Source organism: Vibrio sp. 10N.261.51.F12, from assembly GCF_041471725.1.
Classification (GTDB): domain Bacteria; phylum Pseudomonadota; class Gammaproteobacteria; order Enterobacterales; family Vibrionaceae; genus Vibrio.
Window position 1 is genome coordinate 193,486 of record NZ_JBFROV010000014.1, and the last position, 15,345, is coordinate 208,830.

Annotated in this window: 12 protein-coding genes; 9 read left to right on the plus strand and 3 right to left on the minus strand. The window is 43.7% G+C overall.

The annotated features are described in order from the left end of the window. Positions 1-25 precede the first annotated feature (25 nt). Positions 26-1,813, plus strand: coding sequence for a heme ABC transporter permease/ATP-binding protein CydD (cydD, locus tag AB4405_RS08175; protein WP_372060373.1), 1,788 nt, complete (start codon positions 26-28; stop codon positions 1,811-1,813). Next, positions 1,806-3,527 carry a heme ABC transporter ATP-binding protein/permease CydC gene (cydC, locus tag AB4405_RS08180; RefSeq protein ID WP_372060374.1) on the plus strand — a complete coding sequence of 574 codons (1,722 nt, stop codon included), beginning with the start codon at positions 1,806-1,808 and terminating at the stop codon, positions 3,525-3,527. Before cydD ends, cydC begins: the two co-directional genes overlap by 8 nt. A gap of 131 nt (positions 3,528-3,658) precedes the next feature. Here the strand turns inward: cydC and serC are convergent, their stop codons facing one another. Further along, a complete protein-coding gene (gene serC / locus AB4405_RS08185) occupies positions 3,659-4,753 on the minus strand; it encodes a 3-phosphoserine/phosphohydroxythreonine transaminase (protein WP_372060375.1) in 1,095 nt (364 codons plus the stop codon). Positions 4,754-4,885: 132 nt separating this feature from the next. Next, on the minus strand, positions 4,886-6,166 hold the full coding sequence (locus tag AB4405_RS08190; protein WP_372060376.1) for a DUF945 family protein: 1,281 nt from the start codon (positions 6,164-6,166) through the stop codon (positions 4,886-4,888). Between the two features lie 145 nt (positions 6,167-6,311). On the opposite strand from AB4405_RS08190, the gene AB4405_RS08195 reads away from it, so the two are divergent. From AB4405_RS08195 to AB4405_RS08205, 3 genes are all read left to right on the plus strand, one after another. Beyond that, on the plus strand, positions 6,312-8,261 hold the full coding sequence (locus AB4405_RS08195; protein ID WP_102470613.1) for an ATP-binding protein: 1,950 nt from the start codon (positions 6,312-6,314) through the stop codon (positions 8,259-8,261). 13 nt (positions 8,262-8,274) lie between these two features. After that, positions 8,275-8,772 carry a response regulator gene (locus AB4405_RS08200; protein ID WP_372060377.1) on the plus strand — a complete coding sequence of 166 codons (498 nt, stop codon included), beginning with the start codon at positions 8,275-8,277 and terminating at the stop codon, positions 8,770-8,772. 294 nt (positions 8,773-9,066) lie between these two features. After that, the gene (locus tag AB4405_RS08205; RefSeq protein ID WP_372060378.1) at positions 9,067-9,612 is read left to right on the plus strand and encodes a hypothetical protein; all 546 of its coding nucleotides are present in this window, start codon (positions 9,067-9,069) and stop codon (positions 9,610-9,612) included. A 66-nt stretch (positions 9,613-9,678) separates the two neighbouring features. Here AB4405_RS08205 and AB4405_RS08210 read toward each other — a convergent pair whose 3' ends face one another. Beyond that, positions 9,679-10,278: a TfoX/Sxy family DNA transformation protein gene (locus AB4405_RS08210; RefSeq protein WP_372060379.1), complete on the minus strand. Its 600-nt coding sequence runs from the start codon at positions 10,276-10,278 to the stop codon at positions 9,679-9,681. 377 nt (positions 10,279-10,655) lie between these two features. Here AB4405_RS08210 and AB4405_RS08215 point away from each other — a divergent pair, with 377 nt between their 5' ends. The 4 genes from AB4405_RS08215 (at position 10,656) to panP (ending at position 15,012) form a co-directional block, all read left to right on the plus strand. Next, on the plus strand, positions 10,656-11,579 hold the full coding sequence (locus AB4405_RS08215; protein WP_372060380.1) for an HDOD domain-containing protein: 924 nt from the start codon (positions 10,656-10,658) through the stop codon (positions 11,577-11,579). 83 nt (positions 11,580-11,662) lie between these two features. Then, the gene (locus AB4405_RS08220) at positions 11,663-12,568 is read left to right on the plus strand and encodes a lysine exporter LysO family protein (RefSeq protein ID WP_372060381.1); all 906 of its coding nucleotides are present in this window, start codon (positions 11,663-11,665) and stop codon (positions 12,566-12,568) included. Between the two features lie 88 nt (positions 12,569-12,656). Next, positions 12,657-13,169, plus strand: coding sequence for a hypothetical protein (locus AB4405_RS08225; RefSeq protein ID WP_102470607.1), 513 nt, complete (start codon positions 12,657-12,659; stop codon positions 13,167-13,169). A 184-nt stretch (positions 13,170-13,353) separates the two neighbouring features. Continuing rightward, positions 13,354-15,012, plus strand: a complete 1,659-nt coding sequence (gene panP, locus AB4405_RS08230) for a pyridoxal-dependent aspartate 1-decarboxylase PanP (RefSeq protein ID WP_372060382.1) — start codon at positions 13,354-13,356, stop codon at positions 15,010-15,012. The last annotated feature ends 333 nt before the right edge of the window (positions 15,013-15,345 follow it).

Consider the following 15,345-nt stretch of genomic DNA (forward strand, 5'->3'; position numbering starts at 1 on the left):
ATACTCATTAAGTTAAGCCGTCTTCATGGATAAAAAGAAACAGCAGAGCCTAAATAAGTGGCTCAAAACACAAAGTCGCTTGGCCAAACGCTGGCTGCTCATTGCGATAGGTCTCGGTGTATTGTCTAGCTTGTTCTTGCTCGCACAAGCTGCACTAATCGCGACTATACTCCACCAACTTATAATCGAACATACTGATAAATATGAGCTTGTGCCGTACTTTATTGGGCTCATTGTTGCCGTAGCAGGACGAGCAAGCTGTGCCTGGGGACGGGAGATTGCTGGGTTCAAATGTGGTGAAAAAATACGCTGTTACATTCGAGAACTGGTCCTGAACAAGCTTCACGAACTTGGGCCAAGTTACATCAAAGGAAAACCTGCAGGTTCATGGGCAACCCTGGTCTTGGAACAAGTCGAAGACATGCACGATTTCTTTGCTAAATATCTCCCTCAGATGTCACTTGCTGTTTTAGTGCCTTTTATCATTCTTCTTGTTGTCTTCCCTGTTAACTGGGCAGCGGGTTTGATTTTCTTAATCACGGCTCCGCTTGTCCCCCTTTTCATGGCACTCGTGGGCATGAAAGCGGCTGATGCGAACAGAAAGAACTTCAAAGCATTACAGCGACTATCCGGGCATTTTTATGATCGTCTCCAGTCAATGACCACTATTCGCCTTTTCAATCGCACCAATGCGGAAAAGGTCGTACTTGAGGGGGCTTCAGAGGTATTTCGAAAGCGCACGATGGACGTACTTCGTCTTGCTTTCCTTTCTTCTGCTGTCCTTGAGTTCTTTACTTCCATCTCTATTGCTATGACGGCCGTTTATTTTGGTTTCAGCTTCATTGGTGAACTCAATTTCGGCCACTATGGCGTGGGGGTAACCCTATTTGCTGGTCTATTCATTCTCATTCTGGCCCCAGAATTTTATCAGCCACTAAGAGACCTCGGTACGTTTTACCATGCTAAAGCACAAGCCGTCGGCGCGGCTGAAAGTATCGTTGAATTCCTAGAGACCGAAGTCCCTGACCTGCCACAAGGTAAATCTCCTTTAAAACCAAGCGAACATATAGAGCTTGAGGCCACCGATTTAGAGGTCTTTAGCCCAGAAGGACGATGTCTCGTCGGTCCGATTACCTTCCAAATCAAACACGGTGAATCGGTTGCACTGGTGGGACCAAGTGGCGCGGGCAAAACCAGCTTAGTGAACACTATTTTGGGCTTCATGCCATACTCTGGTTCGTTAAAAATCAACGGACAAGAACTCCGAGACATCGTATGCGATGAATGGCGTGAGCGAGTGAGTTGGGTTGGGCAAAACCCATTACTATTGCATGGCAGTATTCGTGACAATATCACGCTCGGCAAGCAAAATGTCTCTGACCAAACCATCTCCTCGGCGCTGTTTTCGTCATTCTCTGCCGAGTTTGTCGACGAGCATGGACTCGATTATCAAGTCACGGATCGCTCTGCGAGCCTTTCGGTTGGTCAGGCGCAACGCTTAGCGCTTGCCCGTGCAATGATACAAGATGGTCAATTTTGGTTGCTCGACGAACCCACTGCCAGCCTAGATGCTAAAAGTGAAAGACTCGTCAACGAAGGTATTGTACAAACGACGCAAGGGAAAACCACCCTAACGGTCACTCACCAATTGTCTCAACTAAAAAATATGGACACAATTTGGGTCATGAACAATGGCAAGCTTGAACAGGTAGGAAGCTTTGCCTCATTGACCGAATCTGATGGGATGTTTAGCACGATGTTGGCATCACATAACGCGATGGTTGATAGTAATAAGGGGAACTTAGATGCGTGATTTACTCCCTTACCTTAAATTATATAAGAAGCATTGGTTTGGCTTATCGCTTGGTATGGTCCTCGCGTTTGCAACGTTGTTTGCCTCGATTGGCCTACTCACACTGTCTGGTTGGTTTATTTCTGCCTCTGCGGTAGCAGGGCTCACCATCGCTAGGGAAACCTTCAATTATATGCTCCCCGGAGCAGGTGTTCGCGGCGCTGCAATGGGTAGGACTGCGGGACGTTGGGGGGAGCGCGTTGTCAGCCACAATGCAACGTTCAAACTACTGACCGACTTGCGTGTCTTCTTCTTTACTAAACTTGCACCTCTCATCCCGAGTAAGGCCATTAATATCCGTGATGCGGATATGCTAAATCGTTTAGTCGCTGACGTTGATGCGATGGACCACGTTTACTTAAGGCTTGTGAGCCCTATTGTAGTGGGTTTCTTTGGGATCGTCGGTTTAACTGCTCTACTGTATTGGTTCGATGCTTCTTTAGCTCTGACACTGGGCGGTATCTTACTTGCGCTGTTAATTGTTTGGCCAGTGTTGTTCTACTACCTTGGTAAAAACAACGGTCACGAACTGACCATGAACAAAGCGGACCTTAGGGTACGAACGTTAGATTGGTTGCAAGGCTACAGTGAGCTAACACTGTTTGGCGCAGAGTCACGTTATCGTCATGCCATTTTGGATGCACAGCACAAGCTGCTCAGCAATCAATATGTTCACGCGAAGGTGTCTGGCCTTGCACAAGGATTATTAATCCTCGCGAACGGCTGGTTATTAATTCTCATCTTGTGGCTATCCGCCGATGGCGTAGCGGGAAACCAACCCGATCCTCTGATCGCTTTGATGGTCTTCGCCACCATGGCCAGTTTTGAATTATTAATGCCTATTGCCGGAGCTTTCCAATTTCTTGGCCAAACATTGACGTCTGCAAGGCGTTTAAACGAAGTGATTTTGGCGGAGCCTGAGGTTCAATTTAGCACAGAACCTGTTACGCACAGCGGGGCGTACTCAATCGAATTCAGTGACGTTGAGTTCGGTTATCCTGATGCTCACCACAACGCGTTAGATGGTGTATCCATTTCTGTTGGCGCAGGTGAAAAGCTTGCTATCGTGGGGCAAACTGGCTCAGGTAAATCCACGTTGTTACAGCTCATTTCTCGCTATTGGGATGTACAATCGGGGTCGCTTACCATCGCCGGACAAGATATTAAGGCATGGAGTGAACCGCAGCTTAGAGAATCAATGAGTATTGTCAGTCAACGAGTTGATATCCTAAATGGTACCTTACGAGATAATCTTCTGATGGCTCAGCCTGATGCCGGAGACAATGTTCTTGCCAATGCCTTACTGCAAGTTAACTTAGCATCATTACTCGAAGACGCTGGCTTAGACACTTGGCTTGGCGAAGGCGGGCGCCAACTTTCTGGTGGTGAAAAAAGACGAATAGGCATTGCCCGCGCCGTATTACACGACGCACCGATTCTTCTTTTAGACGAACCCACTGAAGGCCTAGATAAACAAACAGAACAACAAATCATGTCTCTGTTTGAAGAGCATTTTAAAAGCAAAACCGTGATTTTCATAACACATAGATTGGTTAATCTGAGCTCATTCAATGCAATATGCCTATTGGAACAAGGGCAAATCATTGAACACGGTAGTCATGCTCAATTGATGGCAAACCAAGCTCGCTACTTTGAGCTAAACCAAACTCTTTAAATCGTTTTTGCGTCGTGGTGGCTTGCAACGATGAAGAGTTCGCCACTATACATTTCGATGTGAACCAATAAAAAAACGCCTTAACGGCGTTTTTTTATTGGTTCAGTGTTTACCGCTTAAGCTTGTTTAGCTTAGGCATATTGAGCTTCGAATTCTTTCATTAAATCTACAAGCGCTTGTACACCTTCGATCGGCATTGCGTTATAGATAGAGGCTCTCATTCCACCAACCGCACGATGTCCCTTTAATGCACGTAAGCCGCGTTCTTCGGCAAGCGCTAAGAAAGTGTCATCCAATTCTGGCTTAGCCAACTGGAATGGAACATTCATTAGTGAACGATTGTTTGAATGTACATCGTTTTTATAGAATGCTGACTCATCAATGTAGTCATAAAGCAGCGCAGCTTTTAGCTTATTGCGAGTCTCGATTTCAGCAACACCGCCCTGCTCTTTCAGCCACTTAAAGACAAGCCCAGACAGATACCACGCAAATGTTGGTGGGGTGTTATACATGGAATCTTTTTCCGCTAACACCTTGTAGTTGAGGAACGACGGCAGAACGCTACTTGCTAAATCCAGTAAATCATTACGAACGATCACAATACAAATTCCCGCAGGCCCAATATTCTTTTGTGCCCCTGCGTAAATCACACCATATTTGGATACATCAATTTCTCTAGACAGAATGGTCGACGACATATCTGCAACAATTGGTAAGTCTGTCTGTGGGAGATCGTTAATCTCAATACCATCGATCGTTTCATTTGGACAAAAATGAACAAATGCAGAATCAGAGGCAATTTCCCAATCGCAGGCGGGTACCACCGATACCTTCCCATCAATCGTTGTTTTCGCTTGATAGACATTCGGTGAGCAATATTTACGAGCTTCTTCAATCGCACTTTCAGCCCAATAACCAGCATCGATGTAAGTCGCCGTTTTTTTATCCCCTAGCAAATTCAGAGGAACCGCAGAAAATTGCGCCCTTGCTCCGCCATGGCAAAATAAGACTTTATAATTGTCAGGAATATTCATCAGATCTCGAAGATCTTGTTCGGCTTCATCTGCTACCTTGATAAAAGGTTTGCCGCGATGACTCACTTCCATGACCGATGTACCCAGATTGTTCCAGTCAACAAACTCAGCTTGTGCTTTTTCCATGACGGCTTTTGGCAATGCTGCTGGGCCTGCACTGAAATTGAATACGCTATGGTGAATCGGCTCCATGAACTTACTACTCCTAACTATTTATCGGTTTAAGATTCAGTAATATCATGTTTTTATAAAGATAAGAAGCAAGAAAAGAGGTCCTAAGACCTCTTTTCTTGCTTCGATAAACAACGTACATCGCGAGCAGCGCTATTGCCCTGCTGGCTGCGTCATCATTAGGGGTAGGAATAATGCTAGCAGTGGGATTTTTTGTCCATTTTCAAAGACCAATTGCCCATTGTCGACATTAGCATTGAGCTGATAGCCTGACTCTTGCTGTTTAACCATATCCATAACAACTAACTCATCAATACCTTGCGACAGCATTGGGTGTGAGCCGATCATACTATTTGACATATAGGCATCAATGTTACCGGTCAGCGACGGTAATATAATGCTTGGATCTTTCGATACATTTTCCGTCCCTTCAGGAATTTCCAATAACCATTTCGACTTAAACTCACCATCTTGTAATGTAAAATGCATGTCATTCATCGAAATTTTAAAACCACGAGCAAATAAAGTTTCTACCAGTGGTGCCAGCGTGTTGATATCAGCGTGTTCCAAAGACGGATTCGCTTGATAAATACCAACAAGGCCCTCAAAAGCTTGACGATCTAACGACTCAAGTGCGAAGTCCACATTGAGGTCGCTGAGTTTGCCGCCTTCCGGATAATCCAATTGCTTCAAATCAAATAGATGCTGTGTGTCTATTTTGTCTTGCTCCGTGTCTAGAGCAGATTTAAAGGTGTAAGATGCGGAATTGATATCGAATAAACTGTTGTGATGCTCATCTAGAATTTGGAAACTTTTTAATGAGGCTTTCTGCTCACCGAGCCAGAAATCTTGTTCCTTTTTACCATCACCGCTTACCGAAAGGTCGGTCAAAATCAATTGTTCGCCATTTTCAAAATCGAGCTGGATTGAAGGAACGCTCGCCTCGAGAGAAACCTGTCCCAATACTGTCGCCGTGCCACGAGCAAAAGCCGGTGAAATTGAAAAGCTGACTTTTTGATTATCATTACCTTGATAATTCCAGCTATCGAGCGATAGTTCATAGTCCGTGTTGCCATTTAACTGGGTGTCTGTCGTGAGTAAAAGCGGAAAGTCTGGAAAGTTAGTGATAACGGATTCAGCACTCAAACTGAACAAACCATGTGTCACCTCACTCGCCACAGTAAACTCAGTAGGTAACCCGTCCATCTCCAACTGCTCTTTAAGCACTGCGTCTTTAACTTCGTAGCGTGTTTCAACATGAGATGACAAGTAACCACGATCATAGCTTATAAGCTCTGAAGCAACACTATCGCTATTCAGATGTTCAATACCATCTTCGATAACTTTTTGACCAATATGCCCCACAGCAAGGGGCCAACATAAGACCAGTGCAACGGCGCCGCCGATGGCGCCCATTTTTCTCAATTCATTCATAGCGATATTAAACATTCGATTGGTGTGTATTGTATTCAGTCTAACCTAACTTAGTAGGATCTCCAATCTCATACCTACTTCTCATAACCCTATGCTTTTTATTGTTATATTGAACTTGAAACTCAGGGACAAGGTTTAGAAAATAATGCCGATTAAAAATCGATATGCTGTCTTATGTTTAGATAACGACTTGATTAACCTCGACCAGCTCGACACTGAGTTGACGCGGTATCAATCACATTTTGACATCCACCTCGCAACGTCAATCTTAGAGGCTGATGACCTATTAAAACATATAGGTTCGCAAGGTCAGCAACTTGCTCTTGTTGTTGCTCGGCATTCAGCGTTATTCGATGGTGGGGCCTTTCTTATCCAGCTGGAACAATCGCACCACACCCAAACAGCCCGAAAGGTACTGGTCACTAAAACCGACTCTGAAGACATTCAAGCTATTGTCAATGCCGTCAATGAAGGACAGTTAGATCACTGTATCAGTCTGCCTATCGACGACGTCATTCTACACAAAACCCTTAAAAAAGAGCTTACTACGTTCATTGTCAATCATGAGAAAAATGACCTGCTACGTTTCAGTGCCCTTCTCGATCAGCAAAAAATAATGAGAGCACACATTGAACAAAAAATGCATTCTTATCGGGCAAGCTTTATTCATGATTTTCATGACCTTTCAGATGACGCGCTCGCCGCACAAGTAATACAAGCTTTGCTGGCATTTTTTACAAAAAACGACGAAACCAAAGCGGTTAGGCACTATTCTCCTGAACATTTACTCACAGCTGAAGGGCAAGCCAATCAATTTCTATGGTTCATCGTTGAAGGTCAGGTCGCCCTCTATAAGAAAGATGAGCAGGGTCAACAGCGCGAGGTAGTACGCCACAGTAAAGGGGGCATTGTGGGAGGTATGTCATTCGTTACAGGTGAATGCTCATTCTCAACGGCAATGACACTCACAAGAACGCAGGTCATCAAACTGGACCGCCAAGTCTTTACGCAAGTCATGCACTCCAACACCGATCTATTGCCCTTATTTACCAACCTTCTGCTTCGTCATTTTAATCGACGACTCCAGCGCAGCATCAATACAAAACTTCAACTACAAAAGACGCTTGAATCACTAGAATCAGCACACTTACAACTCATCGACCAAGAAAAAATGGCGATGCTTGGACAACTTGTCGCCGGCGTTGCGCATGAACTAAATAACCCCGTATCAGCGATACTACGCGGCGCTGACACGGTAACAGAAAGTATTGGACGAATCCTTCGACAAGACGGTCACACAAATAACCGCGCTTCCGGCATTGACGTGTTTGAAGAAGCTCGCTTGTCCAAGCCACTATCAACATCGGAACTGCGTACGAGAACGAAAACCTTACAAGGCACGATTACTGACCGCCGCTTAGCCAAACGTATCGTCCAACTTAATCTCCACAATGATCATGATTTATTGGCATTAGCCCGCACCTCACCAGAACAACTCACACAAAAAATAATCCAACTTGAACAATACCAATTGTCGGGTTCAACTCTCCGCTCCATTCAGGTTTGTGCCCAGCGAATTGCTGACATGGTGAAAAGCCTAAAAGGGTATGCGCGGCCTGACAACGAGTCTTATGAGCTTGTCGATTTACATGAAGGGATTGAAGACACTCTTGTGATATTTGAAAACCGTCTTAAGCATCACGATGTCATTAAAGAGTATGGATCCATCCCTAAGATTCATTGCATGCCCATTGCGTTGCAACAGGTCTGGACGAATTTAGTATCGAATGCATTAGATGCAATGCCCAATAATGGTCAACTTCAAATTCATACCAACACCGAGTACCGCCAAGGCCTTCATTACGCGGTGTACCAGTTTATTGATAATGGCGCAGGTATCCCACTCGAACAACAAAGCGCCATTTTTGAACTGAATTACACAACGAAAAAAGAAGGCAACTTTGGGTTGGGAATTGGACTTTCAGTCTGCCAACAGATCTTGGCGCAACACAAAGGTTGGATTGAGGTCGAGTCTGAGATCGGACTCTACACAAATATGTCCGTTTATATTCCGTTAGAAGCGACCTACGCCTAAAAGGAGAACAACAATGAAAGAGTATTTGATTGTCTGTGTTGATGACGAGCGAGAAGTTCTCGACAGCGTACTACAAGACCTATCCGAATTTGAGGAACACTTCATAATAGAGGGGGCTGAATCGGTTTCAGAGGCTAAGGAAATCATCGACGAGCAACGAAACGAACAGATTCCACTCGCCCTCATTTTATGTGATCACATTATGCCTGGGGAGACGGGTGTCAGCTTTCTCATCGAACTCAGTCAAGATAAACCCACGCGAAATAGCCGAAAAATCTTACTCACAGGCCAAGCCGGTCATGAAGACACGATAGAAGCGGTCAATCACTCCTGTCTTGATTTTTTTATCAGCAAGCCTTGGCGTGGTGACGAGCTTAGAGAAGTCATAAAACAGCAACTGACGACCTATATGATAGAAAACGAACCTGAACTCGCCCCTTGGGCACGTATCCTAGATACCGAGCGAATATTTAATGCTTTATCAGACAATCGTCTCAATTATGGCGACTGATCGATGATAGCGTTAGTGATGAATTCCTCGATTTATTTGTGAGGTTGAACCTTGAGCTCACCATTCATGATCACAATGGAATACGTTTTCCCTCATTAGTCAGTACAACATTGGTCGAAATTTGTATGGCTATGTCATTTTTTGGGAATTTACACACGTTGCGACACATTTTTATTGGTGATTGGTGGACACTTTCGATTATTATGTCCGCATATCATTCGCTGTCAAAAAGTAATACGCAGCGCGCACTTAGGTGCAAGGAACTAAAATCAAACAAAAAGGTTTACATAGATTATGCGCAAGACTCTTTTAGCTGCATTAATGGTGGTAACATCGCAGCACGCTTTTGCAGAACAAGGGCAAAACCAAGCGACGATGAGTAACTTTAGCTACGATTATGCAGAAGCTCGAATTGGTGCTGGCCCAATGACTTTTGGTGCAGGCATGAGCAAATCAATTCATCCAAATGCTCACATTGTGGGTAGCATCGACTCTAAATTCGAGGGCGACTATGACTTTACTGGTGGTGTTGGTTTTCACGCCCCTGTAAACAACTGGGCGGACTTCACGGGTGAAATGCTTGCGCATATCCACGATGATGGCGATAACCACAAAACGGATACGGGCATGGAAGTCAATCTAGGTGTTCGCCAATGGTTAGGTCCACAACTTGAAATTGGTGGTAAAGCGGGTTACCTCAACGTTGGCGATAAAGATCAATGGATGGGAAGTATTTATGGCCGCTTTCACTCTACTGAGCTATTTTCTCTTGGCTTAGAAGGTCGCATCAATCATATCTATGGCGACCAATTATTGTTCACTGCTCGTTTCGCATTTTAGATATGGACTAGATGAATATATAAAGGTCGCGTTTAAACGCGACCTTTTTCGTTTTATAAGCTTCGGTTATGATTCAATCTTCGTACAGTTGTCGAGGAGCTGCTGTTTCATCGGGTCTTGGATCAACTTCCAATGCACACCATCAACGGCGCCAGCAAATTTCCATAATAATTTCACATCAACATCATTACCATAAGTACGCTTGACGCGATTGAAGACTTTTGGTGCACCTAACTCCAAAAATGTTTTTACGTCATCGATCCCAGACTTTTTCACCATTCGTTCCAAGGTCAATTGCATATTAGGTAGATCGCGCAATCGTCTATTTTCGATAGCCTTTTTTGTGCTTCGTTGGTTTACCGAGTTATCAATAGATGTTTTGACGACGTCGTGTAAACAGGCTGCATTAGACACAAATATCTCTGTAATGTCGTAATAGTTAACCGTCGCTATTGATTGCTTTTTCACGTGCTTAAATTTGTCACATCCCAGTTCATTTAGCACATTATCAAGATCAGAGCCTCCACGAATAAAAACGCGGTCATTGCTCACTAGTGCATACATGGCTCCTTGTTGAAATAAGCCAGTACCACCAAACATAGAGCGTTTTTGAGATTCACCAAACTTGGTTGTATAGTTGTAAAAATTTTGTTCAATCATTTCCATTGATCCTTTAATCCATTACCCCGATTAATGTGATCACCAGAAAAGCAGCATTGCATAAAGCAAAAAAATTGTTGTTAATATCTAGGTAAGGCGTGTTACGCGCTCACCTCTTTTCTTTTTATATAATTTGCATTAATCATAGTTCAGTATGCAAATTAAGTCTGGTGCAGCATCACAGTTATAAAACGACAGCGACCTATAAATGCGAGTCACTTCACGTTGATCGCATCCATAGTCTTAGTGCCATGATTATCAATACTTGAACGCTGTTTTAAACGTCAAACAATTGACTTGTCATACATTTACACACGAAGAATATTGTCAATTGCAAGCAAGGAAAGGTAAACTGGAGGTTGATATTTTGCTGTCGAAGTCCTATGAATCACTTATCGTTTTACTGGCTCCCTGATAACCAACAACTGCTGATTGAAAGCTTAGAAACAGAATTTGCTGAACTTGTCGAACAGTCCATCAATACGGGTAAAATCTCGTTACCTCCGATTTCCGAAGTTGTGTTAAGAATACAAAAACTTTGCACGCTTGAGTCAACAGGCATTTCTGACATCGCCGAATGCCTACTCGACGATCCAGGCCTAGCGGCTATTGTGTTGCGAGTATCAAACTCTGTCGTCTTTAATAGAAGAAACATCACTTGTAATGACTTGCATACTGCGGTTTCACGCTTAGGCATACTTCGAGTAAGAGACATTGTTACTGCGCAATCGATTGAAATGCTAAAACACTCCGTCAACCTTACGGACAACTGTAAAAGCGTATTGATACAAAGCGCGGCAGTCTCTCGAGAGCTGGCTGCAACGATGGTTCTTGTCACTCGAGCCTTTCAGGAACAATCTAAAGAAACCTATGGTTACTTGGAACAAGAAAAAGCGTTGTTGGTCGGATTCCTTGCTGATATTGGGCTTTTTTGCTTAGTGAATGAATATCACTTGTACTTAGAAAAAGGCAACTACTTAGATCCTGATCTTGCCATGCAAATCTTTCATTCGCGTTGCCCGGTGGTGAGTGAGCAGGTACTGAAAACTTGGTCCTTTGATCAAGATTTCATCGAAGTTGCATCCAACAAAGTCAAAGCTACCGACCGCCCTGAGGTGTCCTACCTCGATATTGCTAGGATTGCGAATCACATCCTTTTGTATCGTAAGCAAGACAACGAAGCCCTCGAGGAGCATGAGGTAGAGATTAACCTTGATGGTGCCGAGGTCCTGTATCAGTTGACTAATATGGTTGAATCTGAATTTGCCACTCAAACAGCAGACGTGATGCGAAGCTCTGGCATGTAGAAACACTTCCGCTACCTGCTTGTTTTTAAAGCGCAAACACTACACAATATGCGTCATATTATGTACGTAGGGTTTGTGAGTTTATGTTTTCCGGCATGCTGTTTATCTTTGCGCCGCTCGTCATCGGCTATCTTTTTTCTATTTCTCGCGACGAGCTGCTCAACAAAATCAATCAAGCGACGTCATGGCTTATCTACGTGATCTTGTTTTTGATGGGCTTAAGCTTGGCTGCGCTAGAAGATTTTGGCAGTAACCTGAAAACGATTGTTACGATGACGGTCACCTTTTTTGGCATCATTAGCATCTGTAACTTATTATGTTTACCCATCATCGACCGCGTTTTACCATTAAAGACCGAAACAAAAACATCGACACTGCCGCTTTCTAAAATGGCTCTTGAGTCATTAAAACTCATCTTCGTGGTGGGAAGTGGGCTCGCGATTGGCCTGCTGTTACCGCTGGGCCTCGACTGGGTTGAAGCCGCAAGTGAGTGGATCCTATTTGCATTGTTATTCTTCATTGGTATTCAACTAAGGAACAGCGGCTTAACACTTAAACAGATCCTCGTGAACAAACAAGGCATGGCGATTGCGGTTGTTATCGTACTCAGCTCTTTGTTTGGCGGGTTCATCGCCGCATTAGTATTGGGTATTCCAACCTACCAAGGCCTTGCAATGGCATCGGGGTTTGGTTGGTACTCATTGGCTGGCATTTTAATGGGTGATGCGTTCGGCCCTGTTTTTGGTGGTGCATCCTTCATGATTGAGCTTTTGCGAGAACTTGTCGCACTGGTATTCATCCCTCTTCTAATTCAAAAAAAACCAAGCACAGCCATTGGTTATGCTGGCGCAACGGCAATGGACTTTACCCTCCCTATTATTCAGAATACCGGTGGCGTAAAGTGTGTGCCTGTGGCGATTGTCAGTGGTTTTATTCTTAGCTTACTGGTGCCTGTTTTAATGCTGTTCTTTGTATCTCTTGGAAGTTAGATCTCAGGTTTTTTAGCGCAAAGCCGTTATACTGCCCGCTTTCGCATAATTATAATTAAATAAATTCAGCCCATTAAAGGAATAAATAATGAAAAAATGGCTTGTTGCTATGATGTTCGCATCGACCTCGTTCTCTTCGCTTGCTGCAGATACCCAATGCCTATCGAATAAGTACGATGCCTATATTGACGCCTCGATTCATTGGTACCAAGACCTGATAGGTTTAACGACTGAACAATACCCTGAATTACAAGACGTGAGTGAATGGTTCCTCGAGGGACGCAAGAATCACTTCGAGCTCAATCGAGCGGCGGTTCATTACTACCTAGATAATGATACGAATAAAGTGTCCACTGAACGCCCAGTAGAAAGCTGGCTTCAGCTAGAACAAAAAGACGTCAAAGCGCTCGCTCAACGAAACGACGAATTGGGTAAAATAGCCGCAACCAGTTTTGCCGATCGCCAAGCGACACCACATGAGCAAAATTATGAACTACGCAGTGCTTTTGCTGAGCTGCTCAGTCATCCAAAGAAAATTGAGAAAGCACTCAATTCATACAACGAATCCATTGAAAAAGTTGAAACGATGAAGTGTCTATAGCCTTTATTGTTTTACAAAAAAGCTGACGCCTGCGTCAGCTTTTGTCTTTAAATTAACCAAAACCCACTCATATTATTTGTAGCACACTGAAACTTTAGTTCTCACTCCAATTTTTGGAAGACATTTATATTAATTTGGTTTAGATTGTGCCGCTTGCAACAATAGAATATTAGTAGATTACGATATGGTATCTGAGCAAAAAATCGCAAACGTCAGCTTTGAGAGCCTTCTTCGCATATTCACTATCCCTGAAGGACCAGATTCTACTCTGACACAAATCGAAGAGAGCTTATCGCGCAACCTAAATGAGTTTTTGCGTGAGCACATCGTTGCGGAAGAAAAACCACTGCATGAAATTGAAAAAGATTTCTCAAGTGCAGTCATCCCTGAGCAACCGGAGTTTGTATCCGAGCACACGAAACACCTGCTAGATACGCTAGTGTCTCACTCTGTGCATACCTCATCGCCGAGCTTCATTGGCCACATGACATCTGCATTGCCGTACTTTTTGATGCCGCTATCGAAGATTATGATCGCGCTCAATCAAAACCTCGTTAAGATAGAAACCTCTAAAGCATTTACGCCGCTAGAGCGTCAAGTCATTGGCATGCTTCATAAGCTCATTTATTCTCAAGATGAATCTTTCTATCAACGTTGGATGCACAGTGCCAATCATTCCCTTGGGGCTTTTTGCTCAGGTGGCACCATCGCTAACATTACTGCGCTGTGGGTAGCAAGAAATAACGCATTAAAGGCCGATGGCCCATTTAAGGGTGTTGAAAAAGAAGGACTCTTCAAAGCCATGAAACATTATGGTTATGAAGGCCTCGCTATCCTCGTCTCCGAGCGTGGGCACTACTCTCTCAAAAAAGCAGCCGATTTACTTGGCATCGGTCAAGAAGGCTTAGTCGCCGTTAAAACCGACAATAACAACCGCATTTGCCCACAAGATTTACAACGTAAATTTGCAGAACTTGGACGCCAACGTATTAAACCATTTGCCGTTATTGGCGTGGCAGGAACGACAGAAACAGGCAATATCGATCCGTTACATGAAATAGCGAAAATATGCGCCCAAGAGACCTGTCATTTTCATGTAGACGCAGCTTGGGGTGGCGCGACCTTAATGTCTGATAAATATCGTCATTTACTTGATGGTATTGAGTTAGCCGACTCCGTAACTATTGATGCACACAAACAACTCTATATCCCTATGGGTGCTGGGATGGTGCTTTTCAAAAATCCTGAGGCGATGAAGAGTATTGAACATCATGCGCAATATATTTTGCGTAAGGGTTCGAAAGATCTTGGCAGCCACACGTTGGAAGGATCACGTTCCGGGATGGCGATGCTCGTTTACGCGGCAATGCACATTATTAGTCGACCAGGCTACGAATTACTCATTAACCAAAGTATCGAAAAAGCCGCGTATTTTGCAGATCTCATCGGCCAGCAAAACGATTTTGAATTAGTGTCAAAGCCCGAGTTATGTCTACTCACCTATCGTTATGTACCGGCATCAATAAAACAAGCACTCAACAATGCAGATGCACCGACACAAACTCAGATTCATGAGCTTTTAAACGAATTAACGAAACTCATTCAAAAGAAACAGCGTGAAACCGGTCGTTCTTTTGTTTCACGGACTCAGTTAAATCCGATTCAATGGAATAAGCTGAATACGATTGTTTTTCGAGTCGTGTTGGCAAACCCATTAACCACAAAGGATGTACTGAGTGCCATCTTACGAGAGCAACGAGAGATCGCTCAAGAAGACGGTATCCATATAATCCAAGAAATAGAACAGATAGTGAGTACTATCGATGTGACAAGTCAGCCTTAGACAAGCGACACCACCATATATTGATGGTGTCATTGAAGGAAAGACAACTTACATGGCCCAAATTATGAAATTTTATTTCTTTTTTGTGGGACTCATACGGCATGAACGGGCTAGAAAACCCTCTTTCCTGTTCGCTTTTTGTCCATTTGTTTTTTTCTTCCAAAATTTTGTTTGATGCCTGTCATATTCTAAAGACTTCATGTGAGCTTTTATTACAGCTGACTGTCTTGTTCGTTTATACTGAAACAATGGAGTTAGCGTATATCGAATGTCATTATAAAACACGATATGAGTATATTTTACGACTTATCAACACTTAGATAAATGTATGAC